Below are 22231 nucleotides of genomic sequence, written 5' to 3' on the forward strand. Positions count from 1 at the left end.
AGGTGGGCCCGGTTTTGGGACAACGACATGCATCAAGGCAAAGACTAGGCGGGAGCTGCTATTCGATGGCAGTGGAAGCACAGCGAGCAAGACCGGCGGGCGCTTCCAGGCGGCCGTCGCGTATCATGCCGTCATTCCTCTCGAAAATCACGGTGCCGATGCGCCGCTTCCTCGGCCATCATATCTTTTCCAGCCTGACGCGCCGCATCCTCTTCCTCAACCTCGCCGGTCTGGCCGTCCTGGTCACCGGCATCCTCTATCTCAACACCTTTCGTGACGGGCTGATCGACGCCCGCGTCGAAAGCCTGATGACCCAGGGCGAGATCATCGCCGGTGCCATCGCCGCGTCGGCGACGGTCGAGACGGATTCGATCAGCATCGACCCGGAAAAGCTGCTCGAGCTGCAGGCCGGCGAAAGCCTTGGGCCGGGCTCGGACCAGCTCGACAATCTCGACTTCCCGATCAATCCGGAGCGTGTCGCGCCGGTGCTGAGAAGGCTGATCTCGCCGACCCGCACGCGCGCCCGCATCTATGACCGCGATGCCAATCTGCTGCTCGATTCGCGCCACCTCTATTCGCGTGGCCAGATCCTGCGCTACGACCTGCCGCCGGTCGAAGAGGAAGAGCCCGATCTGGTCGAGCGCATCCAGAAATTCGTCTTCGATTTCTTCCGCAACACCGAGCTGCCGGTCTATCATGAGCAGCCGGGCGGCAATGGCGCGGCTTTCCCGGAAGTGGTCAAGGCGCTCACCGGCAGCCCGTCGACCATCGTGCGCGTCTCGGAACAAGGCGAGCAGATCGTTTCGGTGGCGGTGCCGATCCAGCGCTTCCGCGCCGTCCTCGGCGTGCTGATGCTGTCGACGGAAGGCGGTGACATCGACAAGATCGTCGCTGCCGAGCGCAAGGCGATCCTGCGCGTCTTCGGCATCGCGGCGCTTGTCACCGCCATCCTGTCGATGCTGCTTGCCTCCACCATCGCCAATCCACTGCGCCGGCTGTCGGCGGCGGCCGTGCGGGTGCGGCGCGGCGTCAAGAGCCGCGAGGAAATTCCGGACTTTTCCGACCGCCAGGATGAGATCGGCAATCTGTCGATCGCCATACGCGACATGACCAACGCGCTCTACGCCCGCATCGAGGCAATCGAAAGTTTTGCGGCTGATGTGTCGCACGAATTGAAGAACCCGCTGACCTCGCTGCGCAGCGCGGTGGAAACCTTGCCGCTGGCCAAGAATGACAATTCGCGCGGCCGGCTGATGGACATTATCCAGCACGATGTCAGGCGGCTGGACCGACTGATCACCGATATTTCCGACGCCTCCCGTCTCGATGCCGAACTGGCACGTGAAGATGCAGGCACGGTCGACCTGAAGAAGTTCATCACCGATCTCGTTGCCGTCTCGCGTGAAGCCACGCGCAACAAGAAGGCCGTCGAGATCGAGTTCAAGGTCGCCAAGCTGCCGCAGGGCGTCAAAGGCTATGTGGTCGTCGGTCATGATCTGCGCATCGGCCAGGTCATCACCAACCTGATCGAGAACGCCCGCTCCTTCGTTCCCGAGGACCATGGCCACATCAGCCTGTCGCTGGCGCGCGCCGGCAAGTTCAACATCGTCACCGTCGACGACAATGGTCCCGGCATCCGCGCCGACAACATCGACCGCATCTTCGAACGCTTCTACACCGACCGGCCCGCAGGCGAGGCGTTCGGCCAGAATTCGGGTCTTGGCCTGTCGATATCCAGGCAGATCGTCGAGGCCCATGGCGGCACCTTGACCGCCGAGAACATCCCCGGCACCAAGCCCGGCGAAATCAAAGGTGCGCGCTTCGTCGTGACACTGCCGGCAGAAGCATGATCCCGGATAAGATCGTGCCTGATCCAGTTGCGCAGCCTGAAAACATTCACGGAACCGCGATCCTGATCGGTGAGCGCGGTGTCCTTATCACCGGGCCGTCTGGCGCCGGCAAGACGACGCTGGCGCTGACACTGCTGGACCATTGCCGCGCGCGCGGGCTGTTCTCGCGGCTGATCGGCGACGACAGGCTGCTTGCCGCGGCCCGCGCCGGGCGGCTGGTCTGTCGCGTGCCGGCGACCATTGCCGGTCTCGCCGAGGTGCCTGGATTCATGCCCCGCCCGCTGCCGTTCGAGCCGGGCGGAGTGATCGACCTGCATGTGAGGCTGGTGCCAAAGGCAGAGATGGCCCGTTTCCAGGAGGAAATCAGTGAGCCGGTAGCAGGCTGCCCGGTGCCGCGTATCGACCTTGCCGAGCGCAACGCCGCCACAGCCTTGCCCGCCGTGATGGCGCGGCTGTCGATCGCGCCTTTTCTATGATCCGCTCCGGATTTTTTGTTGCAATGCGTCAAAATGGCATGGGCCGGCGCAATTTGGGGCTTGTCAACCGGCCGCGCGTCGACAAGATAGCGCTCCCGCCGCCTGGAATGGCTGGCGAGCATAATATGCGCCTGTGAAGCGGCGATGACGGGAGCCACCAAAGAATGATCGGACTCGTGCTTGTAACGCACGGTCAACTGGCCGCCGAGTTCCGACATGCCGTGGAACATGTCGTCGGGCCACAAGACAATTTCGAAACCGTGGCGATCGGCGCCGATGACGATATGGAGCAGCGTCGCCGCGACATCGTCGACGCCGTCGCCCGTGTCGACACCGGGACGGGCGTCATCGTGCTGACCGACATGTTCGGCGGCACGCCCTCCAACCTTGCCATTTCGGTGATGGAGTCCGGCCGCACCGAGGTGATCGCCGGCATGAACCTGCCGATGCTGATCAAGCTCTCCTCGATCCGCAAGGGCGACAACATGGCGGCCGCACTTGACGAGGCGCAGGCCGCCGGCCGCAAATACATCAACGTCGCCAGCCAGCTTTTGAGCAGCAAATGAACGCGCTGTCCCCGGAAGAAGATCAGATCGTCCGGGACTTTCCCATCATCAACCAGCGTGGCCTGCACGCGCGCGCCTCGGCGAAATTCGTCCAGCTAGCGAGCGGCTTCGACGCCTCGGTGCATGTCGAGAAGGACGGCGTCAAGGTCGGCGGCACCTCGATCATGGGCCTGATGATGCTGGCGGCAAGCCCGGGCTACTCGATCCGTGTCACCGCCAGCGGGCGGGAAGCGCTGCAGGTCATCGACGCGCTGGAGCAACTGGTGGCGTCCCGTTTCGGCGAGGAAAGCTGATCCTCTACATCGCCAAAGCATGTCCGATGGACATGCAGGGATAAAGATTTCTTTATATCCCATTGTCGTCCAAGCCCCGATCTGCTAGTCAGACCGGCAATTCGCGCCCTTCGACGCGCCGACCGGCGTGGGCGCATCCGCAACCAATTCGCAGCAAGAACAATTCGCATCGGAGCACTGCCATGACGGGTAGCAAGGACTATGTGGTCGCCGACATCTCGCTTGCCGGCTGGGGCCGCAAGGAAATCGAGATCGCCGAAACCGAAATGCCGGGCCTGATGGCCAGCCGCGACGAATTCGGCGACAAGAAGCCGCTGAAGGGCGCGCGCATCACCGGTTCGCTGCACATGACCATCCAGACGGCGGTGCTGATCGAGACGCTGAAGGCGCTCGGCGCCGATATTCGCTGGGCTTCCTGCAACATTTTCTCGACCCAGGATCATGCGGCCGCCGCCATCGCCGAGGCGGGTATCCCGGTGTTCGCCGTCAAGGGCGAGTCGCTTGAGGAGTATTGGGACTACACCGACAAGATCTTCCAGTGGGCCGACGGCGGCACCTCCAACATGATCCTCGATGATGGCGGCGACGCCACCATGTACATCCTGATCGGCGCCCGCGCCGAGGCCGGCGAGGACGTGCTGTCCAACCCGCAGAGCGAGGAAGAGGAATACTTCTACGCCCAGGTCAAGAAGCGCCTGAAGGCTTCGCCCGGCTTCTTCACCAAGCAGAAGGCAGCGATCCGCGGCGTCACGGAAGAGACGACCACCGGCGTCAACCGGCTTTACCAGTTGCAGAAGAAGGGCCTGCTGCCCTTCCCCGCCATCAACGTCAACGATTCGGTCACCAAGTCGAAATTCGACAACAAATATGGCTGCAAGGAATCGCTGGTCGACGGCATCCGCCGCGGCACCGACACCATGATGGCCGGCAAGGTCGCGGTCGTCTGCGGCTACGGCGACGTCGGCAAGGGCTCGTCGGCTTCGCTCAAGGGCGCCGGCGCCCGCGTCAAGGTCACCGAGGTCGACCCGATCTGCGCCCTGCAGGCGGCGATGGACGGTTTTGAAGTCGTCACGCTGGAAGATGCGGCACCCACCGCTGACATCGTCATCACCACCACCGGCAACAAGGACGTCGTCACCCTCGACCACATGCGCTCGATGAAGGACATGGTGATCGTCGGCAACATCGGTCACTTCGACAACGAGATCCAGGTCGCCGCGTTGCGCAACCTGAAATGGACCAACGTCAAGCCGCAGGTCGACATGATCACCTTCCCGGACGGCAAGCGGATGATCCTGCTTTCGGAAGGCCGGTTGCTCAATCTCGGCAACGCCACCGGTCACCCGAGCTTCGTCATGTCGGCCTCCTTCACCAACCAGGTGCTGGCCCAGATCGAGCTCTACACCAAGCCCGGCCAGTACGCGAACCAGGTCTATGTCCTGCCCAAGCATCTCGATGAAAAGGTCGCGCGCCTGCATCTCGACAAGCTTGGCGCCCGTCTGACCGAATTGTCCGGCGAGCAAGCTGCCTATATCGGCGTGACTCAGCAGGGACCGTTCAAGCCGGAACACTACCGCTATTAACCAAAGCTAAAATTGCTACCAGATATTGATGCCGGGCGATTGACTTTTCGCCCGGCTTTATTTTTGCGCGTCGCCAGCCTTCACGGCGATTCGGCGAGGGTTTATTGTCAGGTGATTCGCGACGCTTCCGGCCCGAGAGGGGGATCGAGAGAGGCGCGCATCAGGGCGGTCTTGCATTCAGGCGGCGGAGAGGACCAAGACATGCCGGGGCAACACCCGCATAGAGCGGGACGGGCCGTTTCCGGCGGCCAAGACGATTCGGGGGTTACTGGCTCCGCCTTGCAAGGCGGAAGCCTGTCATGGCGTGCTCGCGCGGCACTGTTCCTTGCCACATCCGCGTTTGCCTGCCCCTTGGCCTATGCGGTTGCGCATGCCGAAGCCGCTGGCGCGACCACGGCCGGGATGTCGATCAGCGCGATCGAGGTGATGCAGCTTGCCGTGTTTGTCGGCGTGACCGGCGCGGCACTTCTGTCGGCCATCGTTCTCATCCGCGAAAGAGCCCGCACCTCGGCGGACAATGTCGAACTCAGGAGCCGCCTCGCCGACATCAACGCGGCCCTGCGCCGTTCGGAGGCGCTGCTCAATCTGCGCGACCAGCGCCTGGTCGTCTGGGCCGCGGAAAACAAGAAGCCCGAACTCATCGGCACATTGCCCGTGGAAAGCGGTGCCCCCGAGGACCGGGCCGCTTTCCTTGCTTTCGGCCGCTGGCTGATGCCGCGTTCGGCGGCGGCGCTCGAACATGCCGTCGCGGGATTGCGCGAAAAGGCGAAGCACTTCGACCTCGTCATCGAATCGCAGGCCGGCGCACCGCTCGAAGTGCATGGCCGCAAGAGCGCAGCACACGTGCTGGTACGTTTCGTCTCGCTCTCGGAGACGCAGCGCAGCCAGGCCAGGCTGAAGATCGAGAACCAGCGGCTGGCGGCCGACCATGACACGATGATCGGCCTGCTCGACGCGCTGAACATGCCGGCATGGCTTCGCAGCGAGGATGGGCGGCTGAAGTGGGTCAACCGGGCCTATGCCGATGCGGTCGAAGCCGAAAGTGCCGAAGCCGCGGTTCGCGAGGCAAAAGAGTTCCTCGGCGGCCAGGCGCGCGATGCGATTGCCGCCCAGCACAAGACGCATCCGGTCTTCGAACAGTCGCTTTCCACCGTGATCGAAGGCGACCGCCGTGTGTTTGCGGTCACCGACTTTGCCGGTGCGGATGGGTCGGCCGGCCTTGCCTGCGACACCAGCGCCATCGAGACGGTTCGCAGCGAGTACGAACGGACCGTCAGGAGCCACGCCGACACGCTCGACCAGCTCAACACGGCGGTCGCCATTTTCGACACCGACGAGAAGTTGCGGTTCTTCAACCAGGCTTTCCAGAAGCTGTGGGGTCTCGACAGCGGCTTCCTGCACAGCGCTCCCGACAATGCCCTGCTGCTCGACCGGCTGCGCAGCTCGGGCAAGATCGCCGAGCAGCCGGAATGGCGGCGCTGGAAGGAAGGCCTGCTCGGCGCTTACCGCGCCGTCGAATCGCAGGAACATTGGTGGCATCTGCCGGACGGCAAGACCATCCGCGTCGTCGCCAACCCGCAGCCCAAGGGCGGCGTGACCTGGGTGTTCGAGAACCTGACCGAGAAGATGGATCTCGAAAGCCGTTACCAGACAGCGGTGCGGGTGCAGGGCGAGACGCTCGACAATCTTGCCGAAGGCGTGGCGGTGTTCGGTCCCGATGGCAGGCTTCGACTGTCGAACCCTGCCTTTGCCAAGCTCTGGGGCTTGAGCGGCGACGCGGCAAAACCCAATGTGCACGTATCCACGATCCGCGACCTTTGCGACCGGCAGGCGGCGGACAGTCCCTGGCCGGGCTTCGTTGCCGCCATCACCGGCTTCGATGACGAGCGCCGCGACCGCCACGGCCAGACCGAACTCAACAATGGCAATGTGCTGAGCTACGCCATGATCCCGCTGCCCAACGGGCAAGTGATGATGACCTTCGTCGACGTCACCGACAGCGTCAACGTCGAGCGGGCGCTGAAGGACAAGAACGAGGCGCTGCAGAAATCCGACCAGCTCAAGAACGAATTCGTCCAGCACGTCTCCTATGAATTGCGCTCGCCGCTGACCAACATCATCGGCTTCACCGAACTTCTGTCGCTGCCGGCGACCGGTCCGCTGACGCAGAAGCAGCGCGAATATGTCGAGCATGTCGGCTCGTCCTCCTCGGTCCTGCTCACCATCGTCAACGACATCCTCGACCTGGCGACGGTCGACGCCGGCATCATGCAGCTCGACATTTCAGAGGTGCATGTCGATCGCACCATCGCGGCCGCGGCCGAACTGGTGGCCGACCGGCTGGAAGAGCATTCGATCAGGCTCGAGGTCAACGCCGCCGCGGCGCCAAAGACGTTCCACGGCGACGAGATCCGCGTGCGCCAGATCCTCTACAATCTGCTCAGCAACGCCGCCAACTATGCGCCGGAGGCCAGCACCATCCGGCTCACCTGCCGCCATCTGGCGGACGGGGTGGAATTCTCGGTTCATGACGACGGCCCCGGCATGCCGCCGGATTTGCTCGATTCGGTGTTCCGCCGTTTTGAGCCGCGTGCCAATGGCGGCCGCCGGCGCGGTGCCGGTCTCGGCCTGTCGATCGTCAAGAGTTTTGTCGAGCTGCATGGCGGCAGCGTTCGCATCGAAACCGGCAAGGACAAGGGCACGACCGTCATCTGCACCTTTCCCGACATGCCGGGCATCCGCGCCGCGGCCGAGTAGCGCGATCGATGACGGGACTGGTCCTGGAGCGTTTGCTCGCCGACGAGACACAGACAGCATTGCTGGGCGAGGATCTGGCGTTGTCTTTGCGACCAGGGGACGTCCTGGCGCTCAAGGGCGACCTCGGCGCCGGCAAATCCACCCTGGCGCGGGCGTTGATCAGGGCTTTGGCCGACGATGCCGATCTCGATGTTCCGAGCCCGACCTTCACGCTGGTGCAGAGCTACGACACCCGCATCCCTGTCCATCATTTCGATCTCTACCGCCTGTCCTCGGCGGCTGAGATTGACGAACTTGGTTTCGACGAAGCCCTGGCGCAAGGCGCAGCTCTGGTCGAATGGCCCGAACGAGCCGAAGGCTACCTGCCGAAAACCTCGGTTCTGATCGAACTCGTCCAGCATGGCGAGGGACGGCTAGCCCGGCTGTCGGGCGAGGGCGCCGCCTTCGACCGCGTAGCGCGATCGCTGGCCATGCGCGACTTTCTCCAAACTGCCGGCTGGGGCGACGCAAGGCGCCGCCATTTCATCGGCGATGCCTCGGCCCGCTCCTACGAGATTGTCTTTCTTGCCGGCCGAAAGCCGCAGGTCTTGATGAACTCGCCGCGGCTGGTGCTCGGGCCGCCGGTCCGCGACGGCAAGCCCTATGCCGAGATCGCTCACACCGCGCAGTTGGTCTCCGCCTTCGTCGCCATCGACCGGGCTTTGAAGGCGGGTGGGGTCAGCGTTCCGGAAATCCATGCCGAGGACCAGGATCAGGGCTTCCTGCTGCTCGAACATCTTGGTTCGGAAGGATTTCTCAACGGCGATGGCCAACCGGTGGCCGCGCGCTATGCGGCGGCGGCCGAACTGCTGGCCATGATGCATGGCAGGACCTGGCCGCAGCGACTGGCAACGGGGCAAGGCGCCTTCCATGACGTGCCGCCTTTCGACCGCGATGCCATGATGATCGAAGCCGATCTGCTGGTCGACTGGTACGTGCCGGCGATATCAAGCAGGCCGGCTAGCGATGCCTTGCGCGCCGGTTACCACAAGGAATGGAACGCGCTCCTCGACCGGCTGGAAGGCCGCGAATATACGCTGATGCTGCGTGATTTCCATTCGCCCAACATCATCTGGCGTGGCGACCGTTCCGGGCATGATCGGCTGGGCATCGTGGATTTCCAGGACGCGCTGATCGGCCCGTCCGCCTATGACGTCGCCTCGCTCGCCATGGACGCGCGTGTTACGATGTCGCCCGAGATCGAGAGGGAGACGCTCGACGCCTATGTCGCGGCGCGCCACGCAGCCGGCGCTTTTGATGAAGCAAGCTTCCTGGAATCGTACGCAATCATGGCGGCGCAGCGAAACTCCAAGATCCTCGGCATCTTCGTCCGCCTCGAAAAGCGCGACGGCAAGCCCTATTATCTGAAGCACCTGCCGCGCATTCGCGATTATCTGCGCCGGGCGCTGTCTCATCCGGCGCTGGCCAGCCTGCGGGAGTTCTACAACGCCAACGGTTTGCTGGAGGAGCGGGCACTGTGACAGCAAGACCGGACACTGCGATCGTGCTCGCCGCCGGGCTTGGCAAGCGCATGCGCCCGATCACCGACACCATTCCCAAGCCGCTGGTCAAGGTCGGCGGCAAGACTTTGCTCGACTGGGGGCTCGACAGCCTGGCCGCCGCCGGTGTCGGCAAAGCCGTCGTCAACGTCCACTATCTTCCCGAACAGATCATTGCCCATGTCGCGGCGCGCCGCAGGCCAAAAATCATCATCTCCGATGAGAGCGAAAAGCTGCTCGATTCCGCCGGCGGCATCGTCAAGGCGCTGCCCGAGCTGGGCGGAAAACCCTTCTACATCCTCAACGCTGACACCTTCTGGATCGACCAGGGTCCTCTCAATCTCGGCCGTCTTGCCCTTGCATGGGACGCGGCGAAAATGGATATTCTGCTGATGCTGGCGGATCTCCATCAGGCGACCGGACACTGCGGCAGCACCGATTTCCTGGTGGCGCCGGATGGCGGCTTGCGGCGGTCAAAAGGTGATCCGGCCGGACTGATCTATGCCGGAGCGGCGATCGTCCATCCGCGCCTGTTCGAGGATGCGCAGCCCGGGCCGCACTCGCTCAACGCCTATTTCGACACCGCCATTGCTGCCGGCCGGCTGTTCGGCATGCCGATGCAGGGTCATTGGATCACCGTCGGCACGCCCGATGCCATTCCGCTCGCCGAAGCGGCCGTGTCTGGCGCGCTCGCCGAGTTGAAATGAGCGGCTCAAGCCGCGTTTTCTCAATTCCCTCGGGAGCGCCGTTCCTGCCGACGCTAGCCGAGGCGCTGCTTGCCGGGCGCCTTGTTCCGGGGTTCCGGTTTGACGGCGACCCGCTCGCTTTGGCCGACGTCACCATCTATGTGCCGACGCGGCGCGCCGCGCGCGCCTTGCGGGGTGTCTTCGTCGATAGCCTGGCGGCACGCGGCGGCGGCGGTTCGGCGATCCTGCCGGTCATCCGTCCGCTCGGTGAGTTCGATGAGGATGAGGCCGCATTCGAAACCGAGGCATCCGCCGCCATCGACCTCGCGCCGCCGATCGCGGCAACCGAACGCCTGTTGCTGCTGGCGCCGCTGGTGCGCGCCTGGAAACGCCGGCTGCCGGCGCATGTCGCGGCGCTCTTCGCCGAGGACATCGTCATCCCGGCCTCTACCGCCGACGCGATCTGGTTGGCGCGCGATCTCGCCCGGCTGATGGACGAGATCGAGACGGAAGGCACGGATTGGGCCAAGCTCACCGACCTGGTGACCGGCAACCTTGCCGGATGGTGGCAAGTGACGCTCGAATTTCTCGGCATCGTCACCGATGCGTGGCCGAAATTCCTCGAAGAGCGCGATCGCTCCAACCCGGCCGCGCATCGCAGTGCGCTGATCCGTGCTGAAGCCGCACGGCTGCAGCGTAATCCGCCGGCCGGGCCGGTCATCGCCGCGGGCTCGACCGGCTCGATGCCGGCCACGGCCGAACTGCTTGCTGCGATCGCCGGCCTGCCCGGCGGCGCCATCGTCCTGCCCGGTCTCGACCGCACGCTGGACGAAGCATCCTTCCAGGCTATAGCGGCGCCCGGCGCGCGTCCGGCCGTGCTCGGCCACCCGCAATACGGTCTCGCCAGGCTGATCGGCAAGATCGGCGTGCTGCGCGGCGATGTCGAGGAGATCGGTGCGGCCGAGCCGCGGCTCGCGCTCCGCGCCGCCCTGGTCGGCGAAGCGCTGCGGCCGGCCGAAACCACCGAATTGTGGGCCGAGACGCGCGACGGCTTTTCAACCTCGGACATTGCCGGGGCCTTTGCCGGCGTGACGCTGCTCGAAGCCGCCAGCGAACGCGATGAAGCCGTCGCCATCGCCGTCGCCCTCAAGCGGGCGGTCGAACAACCCAGCCAAAGGGCGGCTCTCGTCACCGGTGACCGCGCGCTGGCGCGGCGCGTCTCGGTCGAACTCCTGCGGTTCGGCGTCGTTGCCGACGATTCCGGTGGCACGCCGCTCGCCAACACCCCGGCGGCCAGCCTGCTCGGGCTGGCGCTCGAGGCGATTTTCCGGCCAGGCGATCCCGTTGGCCTGCTGTCGCTGCTCAAGCATCCGCTGCTCGGCCTTGGCCTCGAACGGGCTGATGTGCGCCACGCGGCGGAGCTGGTCGAACTGGTGGCGCTGCGCGGCGGCACCGGCCGCCCCGACATCGTTTTGCTACCGGAACTGTTCGAAACCCGTCTCACCGGCCTTGGCGGCGGCAGCCGGCAGCCCTTCTGGTTTTCCCGTCTCACCCTACGCTCCATCGAAGCCGCGAAGAATTTGCTCGAACGTCTCACGCAGGCGCTGGCGCCGCTCGCGGCGTTTCGCGGCCAGGCGGACGCCGACCTTGCAGCGCTGGTCGGAGCCAGCGTCGTGGCGCTCGAAAGTCTCGGACGCACCGCCGATGGCGGCCTTGGCGTGCTCTATGCGGGTGACGCTGGCGAGAAGCTTGCCGAATTGCTGCGCGGGCTGGTCGCCGCGTCTGCAACGCTGTCCTTCGCCGCAGACGAGTGGCCCGACGTGATGGCGGCGCTGATCGCGCCTGAAACGGTCAAGCCGGCACAGGGAACCGACAGGAACATCGCCATCTGGGGCGCGCTGGAAGCGCGCTTGCAGGATGTGGACACGCTGGTCATCGGCGGGCTCAACGAGGGCGTGTGGCCGCGCAAGCCCGAGAGCGACCGCTTCATGTCTCGGCTAATGAAGACCGGCATCGATCTCGAACCGCCCGAACGGCGCATCGGCCTTGCCGCGCATGATTTCCAGATGGCCATTGGCGCGAAGAAAGTGGTGCTGGCCCGCTCGGCGCGTGCCGGCGACGCGCCTGCCGTGCCGTCGCGGTGGCTGCAGCGCCTCCTCACATTCATAGGCAACGACCAGGCGGCCGAACTGCGCCGGCGCGGCGACGAGTTGCTCGCCTGGGCACGCGCGCTCGATACCGGCCCAAGGCAGGATTTCGCAACGCGGCCGCAGCCGAAGCCGCCTTTGTCGGTGCGTCCGAGCCATTTCTCGGTCACCGAGATCGAGACCCTGCGCCGGGATCCCTACGCCGTCTACGCACGAAAAATCCTCGGCCTGATGCCGCTCGATCCGGTCATCCGCGACCCCGGTGCGGCCGAGCGCGGCACGCTGTTTCACGCCATCCTGCATGTGTTCTCGGCGCGCGTTGCCGATCCGCGCGCAGCCGACGCGCTCGCCGGCCTCATCGCTGCCGGCCGCGCCTGCTTTGCCGAAGCCGCACTTCCGGCCGATGTCGAGGCGGTGTGGTGGCCGCGTTTCGAAAAACTCGCCGCCAACATCATCGAGTGGGAGCGCACGCGCGCCGACGCGGTGACACGGCGGCATGCCGAGGAACGCGCCGGAAAGACCGTCGTCGGCCAGTCCGGCGTGACGCTGTCCGGCTATGCCGACCGCGTCGACCTGCTGGCCGGTGGCATGGCTGACATATTGGACTACAAGACAGGCTCGTCGCCTTCCAAGGCACAGGCGCACACGCTGCTCGCACCGCAACTGGCGCTGGAGGGCGCGCTGCTCAGGCGGGGCGCCTTCAAGGATCTGGGCGCGCGCGAACCCTCGCAACTGGCCTTCGTGCGGCTGAAGCCGAATGGCGAGGTGTTCGAGGAATCGATCCTTGAACACAACCGCCAGCCGCGCACCGCGACCGATCTCGCCGAAGAGGCCTGGGCACGGCTGGAAAAGCTGTTGGTCCACTATGCCGACCCGGCGACCGGCTATCTGTCGCGCGCGCTGCCGTTTCGCGAAGGCGAGACCGATGGCGACTACGACCATCTTGCCCGCGTGCTCGAATGGTCGGCCGGCGGCGATGCCGGCGACGAGGGAGGGGAGGCATGAAGAAGGCCTATCCCATCCCCAGCGACACCGCGACCAGCCAGGCCCGTGCCGCCGACCCCCAGAATTCCGCCTGGGTGTCGGCCAATGCCGGCTCCGGCAAGACCCATGTGCTGGCCCAGCGCGTCATCCGGCTGCTGCTGGGCGGCACCGATCCGTCGAAGATCCTGTGCCTGACCTATACACGCGCCGCCGCCGCCAACATGTCGAACCGGGTCTTTTCGACACTGTCGGAGTGGACGACGCTCGCTGACGCGAATCTGGCGGCAAGGATCGAAACGCTGGAAGGCCGTCGGCCCGATCTTGAGACCATGCGCCGGGCGCGGCGCCTGTTTGCCGAGGCGCTGGAAACGCCGGGCGGGCTGAAGATTCAAACCATCCACGCCTTTTGCGAATCGGTGCTTCACCAGTTCCCGCTGGAGGCCAATATCCCGGCGCATTTCGAGATGCTCGATCCGGCGATGGAGGCGTCGCTGTTCGCCACCGCGCGCCGCGACATGATTTCCGGGACGACCGCCGGCGACATGGACCTGGCCGAGGCGTTTGCCACCATTCTCGATCGTGGCGGCGAAGCCGGGCTCGATGCCTTGCTGGGCGAGATCGTGCGCAAGCGCGACGGCCTGCGCAATTTCATCGACGCCGTCGGGCGCGACGGGACGCGTTTCCAGGCGCTGTTCGATGAATTCCATTTCCGCCCGGGCCAGACCGCCGAAGGCATAGCGGCATCGGTCTGGCCGTTGCCGGGTTTCCTGCCCGACTATTTTGCCGGCTTCGCCCAGGCCGCAGATGCCACCGATGCCAGGACGATGCTGAACAACATCCTGCCCTATGCGCGTCAGGCTTTCGCCGAAAGTGACCCGGTTCGCCGGCTGCAACTGCTGGCGAGGGCCTTTCTCAAGACCGATGGCGACGCCTATGATCCGGCCAAGGCGTTCAAGAAGGCCCTGGTCGACCGGCTGCCGGATCTGGCGGAACGCTATCTCTCGACGGCAAATGCCATCGTCGAAACGGTCGACAGGCTGGCGCTGTTCCGGATGCTGGAAGGCACGCGTGCTGCGCTGACCATAGCCGACTGGCTGATCGCCCGTTACGAAGTGCTGAAGCGCAGTCGCGGCTTTCTCGACTTCAACGACCTGATCACCCGCACGGTCAATCTGCTGGCGCGGCCCGACGCCGGCCCGTGGGTGCAGTACAAGCTCGACCAGGGCATCGACCACATCCTGCTCGACGAGGCGCAGGACACCAGCCCGGATCAATGGGAGGTGGTGAAGCGGCTGGCGGAAGAGTTCTTTGCCGGCTTCGGCGCCCGCGACAGGGTGCATCGCACGATCTTTGCCGTCGGTGACGAAAAGCAGTCGATCTATTCCTTTCAGGGCGCCGCCCCGGATTCGTTCGCCGACAGCCGGCTGTTATTCGCGGGACGGGTGCGTGATGCCGAGGCGTCCTTCGCCGACCTCAAGCTGACCTGGTCGTTCCGCTCGACCGACGACGTTCTGACGGCGGTCGACCGCGTCTTTGCCGATCCCATCGTGCGGCGCGGCATCAGCCATGATCCCGATCCGCTGCGCCACCAGGCGATCCGCACCGATGCGCCTGGCTATGTCGAAGTCTGGCCGTCGGTCGGTGCCGACGTCGTCGACGAGCCCGACGACTGGACGCAAGCCATCGACCATGCCCATGCGCCGGCGGTGCGCGTTGCCGAGCATGTCGCGGCCACCATTGCCGGCTGGATTGGCACCGGCGAGATGATCGAAGGCCGTGGCAAGCGGCTGCGGCCGGGCGACGTGCTGGTGCTGGTGCGCAAGCGCGACCGCTTCGTCCATGCGCTGACCCGGGCGCTCAAGCGCCGTGACATTCCAGTTGCCGGCGCCGACCGGCTGAGCTTGCCCGGCCATATCGCGGTCAAGGACCTGATCGCGCTCGGCCATCTGCTCATCCAGCCGCAGGACGATCTGTCGCTCGCCGCCGTCCTGCGCAGCCCGATCTTCGATCTGCCGGAGGAGGGGCTCTTTGCGCTGGCGGCGGAGAGGCCGCCTGGCCTGGCGCAGATCGCGTCGCTGCGCCAGCGTGCAAGTGAAAGCGAGGTCTTGGCGGCGGTCGTCTCCCAGCTCGACATCTGGACGAACGAGGCCGCCTTCAAGCCGGTGTTCGAATTCTATGCAGGCCTGCTGGCGCGCGATGGCGTGCGCAGGAAGATGATCGCGCGGCTCGGTCCCGAGGCCGGCGATATTCTCGACGAGTTCCTGAGCTTCTGCCTTGCCGAGGAGCGAACCGGCCTGCCCGGGCTGGAAGCCTTCCTGTCGACGCTGGAGAATGCCGGTCCCGAGATCAAGCGTGAGATGGACCAGACCCGCGACGAGGTTCGCGTCATGACCGTGCACGCGGCCAAGGGCCTGGAAGCGCCGGTCGTGTTCCTGGTCGACGGCGGTTCGGCGCCGTTCAGCGACCAGCATCTGCCGCGCCTGGTGCCCTTCGACGGTTCGAGCTGGGACGGCAAGGGCTATCTCTGGCGCTCGGCCAGCGACGTCGCCAATGGGTTTTCCAAGGCTGCGGCGGTGCGGGCACGGGAACTCGCCGACGACGAATACCGCCGGCTGCTTTATGTCGGCATGACCCGCGCAGAGGATCGGCTGATCGTCTGCGGCTACCACGGCAAGCGGGCGCCGAACACCGGCACCTGGCACTCGATCGTCAGCCGCGCGTTGATCGGTGCACCTGAGAGCGTGGAGCGCCCGCATCCTGCCGGCGGCGATCCGGTGCATCGGTTTCACGTCACCAAGCTGCCGCCCGTCGCATTGGTTTCCAGCGAGCAGGCGCTGCAGGCGCACAGTTTCGGGCCATTGCCGGCGACCCTGTTCCGGCCCTTGCCGCCTTTCGAGGATTTGCCGCGTCCGCTGTCGCCATCCGGTGCCTCGGCGCTCATTGACGAAGGCAAGGAAGCCGTGGTCGACAAGGCTTCGCCGGTACTCGATGCCGATGCCGAGCCAGGCTTTGCCGTGCTGCGCGGGCTCGCTTTGCACAAATTGCTGCAGATGTTGCCGGGCATTGCCGAGGGCGAACGCGAGGGCGCGGCGCGACGCTACCTCTCCCGCATCGGAGGGCAATGGTCTGCCGGCGAGCGCGAAAACGCCCTGGCCTCAGTCACCAGCATTCTCGCCGATCCCGGCTTCGGTCCGCTGTTTGCGCCATCGTCGCGCGCCGAGGTCGCGATCATGGGCAGCCTGGAGGTCAAGGGCAAAAAGCGCTCGATTTCGGGCAAGATCGACCGGCTGGCGGTGACGTCGGACGCGGTCTCTATCGTCGACTACAAGACCAACCGGCCGGCACCCGCCTCCCTGGCCGAGGTCCCGCAGGCTTACGTCCTGCAACTCGCGCTCTATCGCGCCCTGCTGCAGCCGCTTTATTCCGGACGCGCGGTGAAGGCGGCCTTGCTGTTCACCGAAGCGCCGCGGCTGATCGAACTGCCGGCCAGTGCCATGGATGACGCCCTTGCTCGACTCACAGGAGCGTGACACAACACCTGCTTGAAGAAGGGCGCGATCACCACCACATTTGGTGCGACGAAAACTTTCGAAAGGATTTTTCCGCATGACCACCGTCAAGGTCGACAAGAGCAATTTCCAGGCCGATGTACTTAACGCCAACGTACCGGTCGTCGTCGATTTCTGGGCGGAATGGTGCGGTCCGTGCAAGATGATCGCTCCGGCGCTCGAAGACATCGCCACCGAACTCGGCGCCAAGGTGAAGATCGCCAAGCTGAACATCGACGAGAATCCCGAGCTCGCTGCGCAGTTCGGCGTGCGCTCGATCCCGACGCTGATGATCTTCAAGGGCGGAGAAGTGGCCGACATGAAGGTTGGCGCCGCACCCAAGACCGCGCTGTCGCACTGGATCAATGGCAGCCTCGCCTGATCCGTCCCTAATTCCTGACATCAAGCCCGGCCTCGCGCCGGGCTTTTTGTTGGCGTCATCGGTGGGTGGTTCTGGCCCTCACGCCTGCGCACTCCATGTCTTCTGTTGTCACGAGAAGCAAGGAGAACGCCATGACCGGATCCGCCAAGGCCACCGTCTTCATCGACAATGAGCGTGTCATCGTCACCGAGTATCGCTTTGCGCCCGGTGACAACACCGGCTGGCACCGCCACGGCCACGACTATGTCGTCGTGCCGCTGATGGACGGCAAGGTGAAGCTGTTGACCAAGGACGGCGAATCCTTCGCCGAGATGAAGAAGGGCGCGCCCTATTTCCGCAAGGAGGGCGTCGAACACGACGTCATCAACGCCAATGAGGGCGAATACGCCTTTATCGAGATCGAATTGAAGTAACCGCGAAGGCCATCGGGAGGCAGGCGCCATTACCAGTCGGCGATACGATCGCCTCCGGCGAATTGCGCACTTTTTTCGGTATACTCGAACAGTTCTATCTTCACGCCGTTGGGGTCGCGAATCCAGGCCTGGTAGGTGTCGTCGCAGGCGAGTTTCTTTGCCGTGACGTCGACGCCCTTAGACCTGATATGGGCGATCGCTGCATCGATGCTTTCCACTTCGAGGCAGAAGTGGTTGATCTGGTTCAGGTCACTGTAGCGGGCCTCATCTTTCCTGAACACCTCGACGTGGCTGCGACCGCCGCAATCGAGGTAGAACCCGAAAATCTTGCCGTCGCGCAGGAAATTGAACTGGGTGTCCATACCGAGGACATCGCGATAGAAGCTTCGCGTCGCCTCCAGATCATTGGCGAAGATGCAGACGTGAGCGAGTTGCTTGACCTTGATCATCACTGCTCCTTGCGGTGATCGCCGAATGCCGACCTCAGGTCGGGGGCGTGCCGTTTTCGGCGAGCACCGCGCCGGCCAGATAAAGCGAACCGCCGATCAGGATGCGCGGCGCCGGACCGTCCCAGGTATCGCGCAGCAGCATCAGCGCGCTGGCGACGGAACTCACCGGTTCGGCCGTCAGGCCGGCTTCCGTCGCGCGGATCGCCAGTTCGTCGTTCGGCACGCCGGCGTCGCTCAGGCTTACCGGCACCGTGTAGACATGCCGCGCCAAGCCCTTGAAGGCGCGGAAATAGCCGCTCTGGTCCTTGGTGTTGATCATGCCCGAGATGAGGAAGAGCGGCCGCGGGTTCTTTTCTTCCTGCTCGGCCAGCGCCTCGGCGACCACCACGCCGGCGCCCGGATTGTGGCCGCCGTCGAGCCAGATGTCGGCGCCCTTCGGTGCCAGTTCGGCCAGCCGGCCCTGCGCCAGCTTCTGCATCCGGCCGGGCCAAGCGACGCTGGTCATTGCCTTCTCGGCGGCGCGATGGCTGATCTCGAAGCCGGCCGCCTTGACCGCCGCGATCGCCGCCGCCGCATTGGCGAACTGGTGGCGCCCGGGCAGCCGTGGCGGCGGCAGGTCCATCAAACCGTCTTCGTCCTGGTAGACCATGCGGCCGTTCTCCTCGAAGGCGAGGAAATCCTGGCCGTAGACGAAGGTCGGACATTCGAGCCGCTCGGCGGTCTCGATCAGCACCTGCAGCGCCGTCTCGCTTTCCTGCGCGCCGATGACCACCGGGCAGCCGCGCTTGATGATGCCTGCCTTTTCGGCGGCGATCAGTTCGACACGGTCTCCGAGATAGGCCTCGTGGTCGAGCGACACCGGCATGACGACTGAAACCGCCGGTTCCTTGATGACATTGGTGGCGTCGAAACGGCCGCCGAGCCCGACCTCGATGATGGCGGCATCGGCCTGGTGTTCGGAAAACAGCAGGAAGGTGACAGCGGTGAGGATCTCGAAGACGGTGATATGCTCGCCTTCGTTGGCCCTGGCGACCCGGGCGATGGCATCGGCGAACACCCTGTCGTCAACCAGCCTGCCGCCGCCATCGGCGGCCAGCCGGTAACGCTCGTGCCAGTTCACCAGATGCGGCGATGTGTGGACATGGACGCGGTAGTCCGCCGCCTCAAGCAGTGCGCGTGAAAACGCGGCGCACGAGCCTTTGCCGTTGGTGCCGGCGATATGGATGACCGGCGGCAGCCGTTCCTGCGGGTCGTCGAGACGCTCCAGCAACCGTGAAATGCGGTCGAGCGAAAGGTCGAAGCCTTTCGGGTGAAGCGCCATCAGGGCTTCGATTTCGCGGTCGGCGGCAAGCGTTTTCATGGCGCAATCCTGGCCCATGGCCCGGGAACCAGAATTGGTTTCACAATGGCCATGGCAATCAAAAAGCTACAGCGCGCCACGGACATGGCGCAATCGCGGTTCGCGGCGAAGAATGTCGCGTCAAACCTGTGGCCGTGCCTCGGCCGGAATTGTTGCAGGCGGCAGGATTTCCGGCTCCAGCGGCTTTTGCTCCTCCGGCAGCTTGAGCAGCATCTTCAGCAGCCGTGCGATGGTCTGACGCATCTCCAGGCGCGACACCACCATGTCGACCATGCCGTGCTCCATCAGGTATTCGGAGCGCTGGAACCCGTCGGGCAGCTTTTCCCGGATGGTCTGTTCGATGACACGCGGCCCGGCAAAGCCGATCAGCGCGCCCGGCTCGGCGATGTGCACGTCGCCCAGCATGGCGTAGGAGGCGGTGACGCCGCCGGTGGTCGGATTGGTCAGAACGACGATATAGGGCAGGCCGGCTTCCTTCAGGCGGTCGACACCAACCGTGGTGCGCGGCAACTGCATCAGCGACAGGATGCCTTCCTGCATGCGGGCGCCGCCGGACGCGGCGAACAGGATCAGTGGCCGCTTGCGCTGCAAGGCGACTTCGAAACCGTGCACGATGGCGTCACCCGCGGCCATGCCGAGCGAGCCGCCCATGAAGGCGAAGTCCTGCACGGTCACCACCACCGGCAGGCCTTCGACGGTCCCCAGCGCGTTGATGATGGCGTCTTCCAAGCCGGTCTTGGCCTTGGCGTCCTTCAGCCGGTCGACATAGCGCTTCTCGTCGCGGAACTTCAGCGGATCCTGCATGACCTTGGGGTTGTCCAGGGTCTCGTACTTGCCGTTGTCGAAGAAGAACTTCAGCCGCTCCTTGGCTGAAATCTTCATGTGGTGGCCAGAGGACGGAATGACGAACTGGTTGGATTCCAGATCCTTGTGGAACACCATCTCGCCGGTCTCCGGATCCTTGATCCAGAGATTCTCGGGCATGTCGGTGCGCCGGCCGAGCATCGAATTGATCTTCGGGCGAACGTAATTGGTGATCCAGTTCATCGCTTCGGCTCCTGTCCTGACGAAGATTTGGGAAGAGAGGTAGGAGAACTATTCGGCGGCAGCAAGGCGGGCCGAGCGCACGCCTTGCGCAAGGCCGCTGACCAGCGTGGCAACGGCTTCGGCCGGGTCGGCGGTCTTTTCGCCCTTCGGTCCCAGCACATTGGCCACCGCATTGACGATCGCGGTGCCGACGACAACGCCATCTGCATTGGCGCCGATCACGCGGGCCTGCTCGGCGGTCTTGACGCCGAAGCCGACGCAGACCGGCAGGTCGGTATGACCCTTGATGCGTTTCACCGCCGCCGCCACCTTGCCTGTGTCGGCCAGCGCCGAACCGGTGATGCCGGTCATCGACACATAGTAGACAAAACCCGACGTGTTCTGCAGTACCTTGGGCAGGCGCTTATCATCGGTGGTCGGCGTTGCCAGCCGGATGAAGTTGATGCCGGCCTTGAGCGCCGGAATGCACAATTCCTCGTCCATTTCCGGCGGCAGGTCGACGACGATCAGCCCATCGATGCCGCTGGCGATCGCGTCCTTGAGGAAGCGGTCGACGCCATAGATGTAGATCGGATTGTAATAGCCCATCAGCACGATCGGCGTCTCATTGTCGCCGGTGCGGAATTCCGAGGCCATCTTTAGCGTCTTGACCAGCGTCTGGCCGCCTTTCAGCGCCCTCAGGCCCGCCGCCTGGATCGCCGGGCCGTCGGCCATCGGATCGGAGAATGGCATGCCGAGTTCAATGATGTCGGCGCCTGCTCCAGGCAGTGCCTTCATGATTGACAGCGACGTGTCATAGTCGGGGTCGCCGCCCATGAAATAGGTGACGAGGGCCGGGCGGCCTTCGGTCTTCAGCTTGGCCATGCGGCGGTCGATGCGGGTGGTCATGATCAGATCTCCATGCCCAGCATGCTGGCAACCGTGTGCACGTCCTTGTCGCCACGGCCGGACAGGTTGACGATGACGATCTGGTCCTTGTCCATGGCCGGCACGATCTTCACCGCGTGCGCAATGGCGTGCGCCGATTCCAGAGCCGGGATGATGCCCTCGACACGTGTCGTCAGCTTGAAGGCCTCCAGCGCCTCGTCGTCGAGGATCGGCACATATTCGACGCGGCCGGAATCGCGCAGCCAGGAATGCTCCGGGCCGACGCCGGGATAATCGAGACCCGCAGAGATCGAATGGCCGTCCATGATCTGGCCGTCGGAATTTTGCAGGAGATAGGTGCGGTTGCCGTGCAGCACGCCAGGCGCGCCGGCGCTCATCGAGGCGCAGTGCTCGATGCCGTCGAGACCACGGCCGCCGGCCTCGATGCCGATGATGCGAACATCCTTGTCGTCGAGGAAGGGATGGAACAGGCCGATGGCATTGGAGCCGCCGCCGACACAGGCGATGATGGTGTCCGGCAGCCGGCCTTCCTGTTCGAGGATCTGTGCGCGCGCCTCGGTGCCGATCACCGACTGGAAGTCGCGCACCAGCTCCGGATAGGGATGCGGCCCGGCGGCGGTGCCGATCAGGTAATAGGTGTCCTCGACATTGGTCACCCAGTCACGCAACGCCTCGTTCATGGCGTCCTTCAGCGTGCCGTGGCCGGCGGTCACCGGCCGCACTTCGGCGCCGAGCAGCTTCATGCGGAAGACGTTCGGGCTTTGGCGGGCGACGTCGGTCGCGCCCATATAGACGACGCAGGGAAAGCCGAAGCGGGCCGCGACGGTGGCAGACGCCACGCCATGCTGGCCGGCGCCCGTCTCGGCGATGATGCGCTTCTTGCCCATGCGCTTGGCCAGCAGGATCTGGCCGAGGCAGTTGTTGATCTTGTGCGAGCCGGTGTGGTTCAGGTCCTCGCGCTTGAAATAGACTTTTGCACCACCGAGATGCCTGGTCAGCCCTTCCGCGAAATAGAGCTTCGACGGCCGCCCGGCATAGTGGGTCGAAAGGTCGGTGAGTTCAGCCTTGAAATCCGGATCGTTCTTGACCTCGTTCCAGTGCCGCTCGAGGTCGAGGATCAGCGGCATCAGCGTTTCGGCAACGAAACGACCGCCAAAAATGCCGAACATACCCTGTTCGTCGGGTCCGGTACGGAAGGAATTGGGCGTCGCCGGCTTGTCCATCGCCGATCTCCTGGTCTCGATGTGGGGGCATGTCCTTGCCG

The 22231-nt window shown here is 64.7% G+C and carries 17 protein-coding genes; 12 read left to right on the forward strand and 5 right to left on the reverse strand.

Annotated elements, in window-relative coordinates:
- Nucleotides 1–65: 65 nt before the first annotated feature.
- From AC1DZU_RS02385 to AC1DZU_RS02440, 12 genes are all read left to right on the forward strand, one after another.
- Nucleotides 66–1850 carry a stimulus-sensing domain-containing protein gene (locus AC1DZU_RS02385; RefSeq protein WP_477281382.1) on the forward strand — a complete coding sequence of 595 codons (1785 nt, stop codon included), beginning with the start codon at nt 66–68 and terminating at the stop codon, nt 1848–1850.
- Nucleotides 1851–1864: 14 nt separating this feature from the next.
- A complete protein-coding gene (locus AC1DZU_RS02390) occupies nt 1865–2326 on the forward strand; it encodes an HPr kinase/phosphorylase (protein WP_111545059.1) in 462 nt (153 codons plus the stop codon).
- Between the two features lie 164 nt (nt 2327–2490).
- Nucleotides 2491–2892, forward strand: a complete 402-nt coding sequence (locus AC1DZU_RS02395) for a PTS sugar transporter subunit IIA (RefSeq protein ID WP_056589309.1) — start codon at nt 2491–2493, stop codon at nt 2890–2892.
- Nucleotides 2889–3185 (forward strand): HPr family phosphocarrier protein, encoded by a 297-nt coding sequence (locus AC1DZU_RS02400; protein ID WP_477281384.1) that lies wholly within the window; start codon nt 2889–2891, stop codon nt 3183–3185. The genes AC1DZU_RS02395 and AC1DZU_RS02400 overlap by 4 nt, the downstream gene beginning before the upstream one ends.
- Nucleotides 3186–3367: 182 nt before the next feature.
- Nucleotides 3368–4768, forward strand: a complete 1401-nt coding sequence (gene ahcY / locus AC1DZU_RS02405) for an adenosylhomocysteinase (RefSeq protein ID WP_477281386.1) — start codon at nt 3368–3370, stop codon at nt 4766–4768.
- A gap of 201 nt (nt 4769–4969) precedes the next feature.
- Nucleotides 4970–7525 (forward strand): sensor histidine kinase, encoded by a 2556-nt coding sequence (locus AC1DZU_RS02410; RefSeq protein ID WP_477281388.1) that lies wholly within the window; start codon nt 4970–4972, stop codon nt 7523–7525.
- Nucleotides 7526–7533: 8 nt separating this feature from the next.
- Nucleotides 7534–9045: a tRNA (adenosine(37)-N6)-threonylcarbamoyltransferase complex ATPase subunit type 1 TsaE gene (gene tsaE / locus AC1DZU_RS02415; protein ID WP_477281390.1), complete on the forward strand. Its 1512-nt coding sequence runs from the start codon at nt 7534–7536 to the stop codon at nt 9043–9045.
- Nucleotides 9042–9770, forward strand: coding sequence for a nucleotidyltransferase family protein (locus AC1DZU_RS02420; RefSeq protein ID WP_477281392.1), 729 nt, complete (start codon nt 9042–9044; stop codon nt 9768–9770). The genes tsaE and AC1DZU_RS02420 overlap by 4 nt, the downstream gene beginning before the upstream one ends.
- On the forward strand, nt 9767–12901 hold the full coding sequence (gene addB / locus AC1DZU_RS02425) for a double-strand break repair protein AddB (RefSeq protein ID WP_477281394.1): 3135 nt from the start codon (nt 9767–9769) through the stop codon (nt 12899–12901). Before AC1DZU_RS02420 ends, addB begins: the two co-directional genes overlap by 4 nt.
- Nucleotides 12898–16410, forward strand: a complete 3513-nt coding sequence (gene addA, locus AC1DZU_RS02430) for a double-strand break repair helicase AddA (RefSeq protein ID WP_477281396.1) — start codon at nt 12898–12900, stop codon at nt 16408–16410. Before addB ends, addA begins: the two co-directional genes overlap by 4 nt.
- A 76-nt stretch (nt 16411–16486) precedes the next feature.
- Complete coding sequence (trxA, locus tag AC1DZU_RS02435) at nt 16487–16810, forward strand: thioredoxin (protein ID WP_013891648.1); 324 nt, start codon at nt 16487–16489, stop codon at nt 16808–16810.
- A 131-nt stretch (nt 16811–16941) separates the two neighbouring features.
- On the forward strand, nt 16942–17223 hold the full coding sequence (locus AC1DZU_RS02440; RefSeq protein WP_095083181.1) for a cupin domain-containing protein: 282 nt from the start codon (nt 16942–16944) through the stop codon (nt 17221–17223).
- Nucleotides 17224–17252: 29 nt separating this feature from the next.
- On the opposite strand, the gene AC1DZU_RS02445 is transcribed toward AC1DZU_RS02440, so the two are convergent.
- From AC1DZU_RS02445 to trpB, 5 genes are all read right to left on the reverse strand, one after another.
- On the reverse strand, nt 17253–17672 hold the full coding sequence (locus tag AC1DZU_RS02445) for a VOC family protein (RefSeq protein WP_477281399.1): 420 nt from the start codon (nt 17670–17672) through the stop codon (nt 17253–17255).
- A 34-nt stretch (nt 17673–17706) separates the two neighbouring features.
- Nucleotides 17707–19032: a bifunctional folylpolyglutamate synthase/dihydrofolate synthase gene (locus AC1DZU_RS02450; protein WP_477281401.1), complete on the reverse strand. Its 1326-nt coding sequence runs from the start codon at nt 19030–19032 to the stop codon at nt 17707–17709.
- A 120-nt stretch (nt 19033–19152) separates the two neighbouring features.
- A complete protein-coding gene (accD, locus tag AC1DZU_RS02455; protein ID WP_477281403.1) occupies nt 19153–20079 on the reverse strand; it encodes an acetyl-CoA carboxylase, carboxyltransferase subunit beta in 927 nt (308 codons plus the stop codon).
- Nucleotides 20080–20127: 48 nt separating this feature from the next.
- Nucleotides 20128–20967, reverse strand: a complete 840-nt coding sequence (gene trpA / locus AC1DZU_RS02460) for a tryptophan synthase subunit alpha (protein ID WP_136616474.1) — start codon at nt 20965–20967, stop codon at nt 20128–20130.
- 2 nt (nt 20968–20969) lie between these two features.
- Nucleotides 20970–22190, reverse strand: a complete 1221-nt coding sequence (gene trpB, locus AC1DZU_RS02465; RefSeq protein ID WP_095083173.1) for a tryptophan synthase subunit beta — start codon at nt 22188–22190, stop codon at nt 20970–20972.
- Nucleotides 22191–22231 lie beyond the last annotated feature (41 nt).

Source organism: Mesorhizobium sp. P2_A12 (assembly GCF_056405075.1).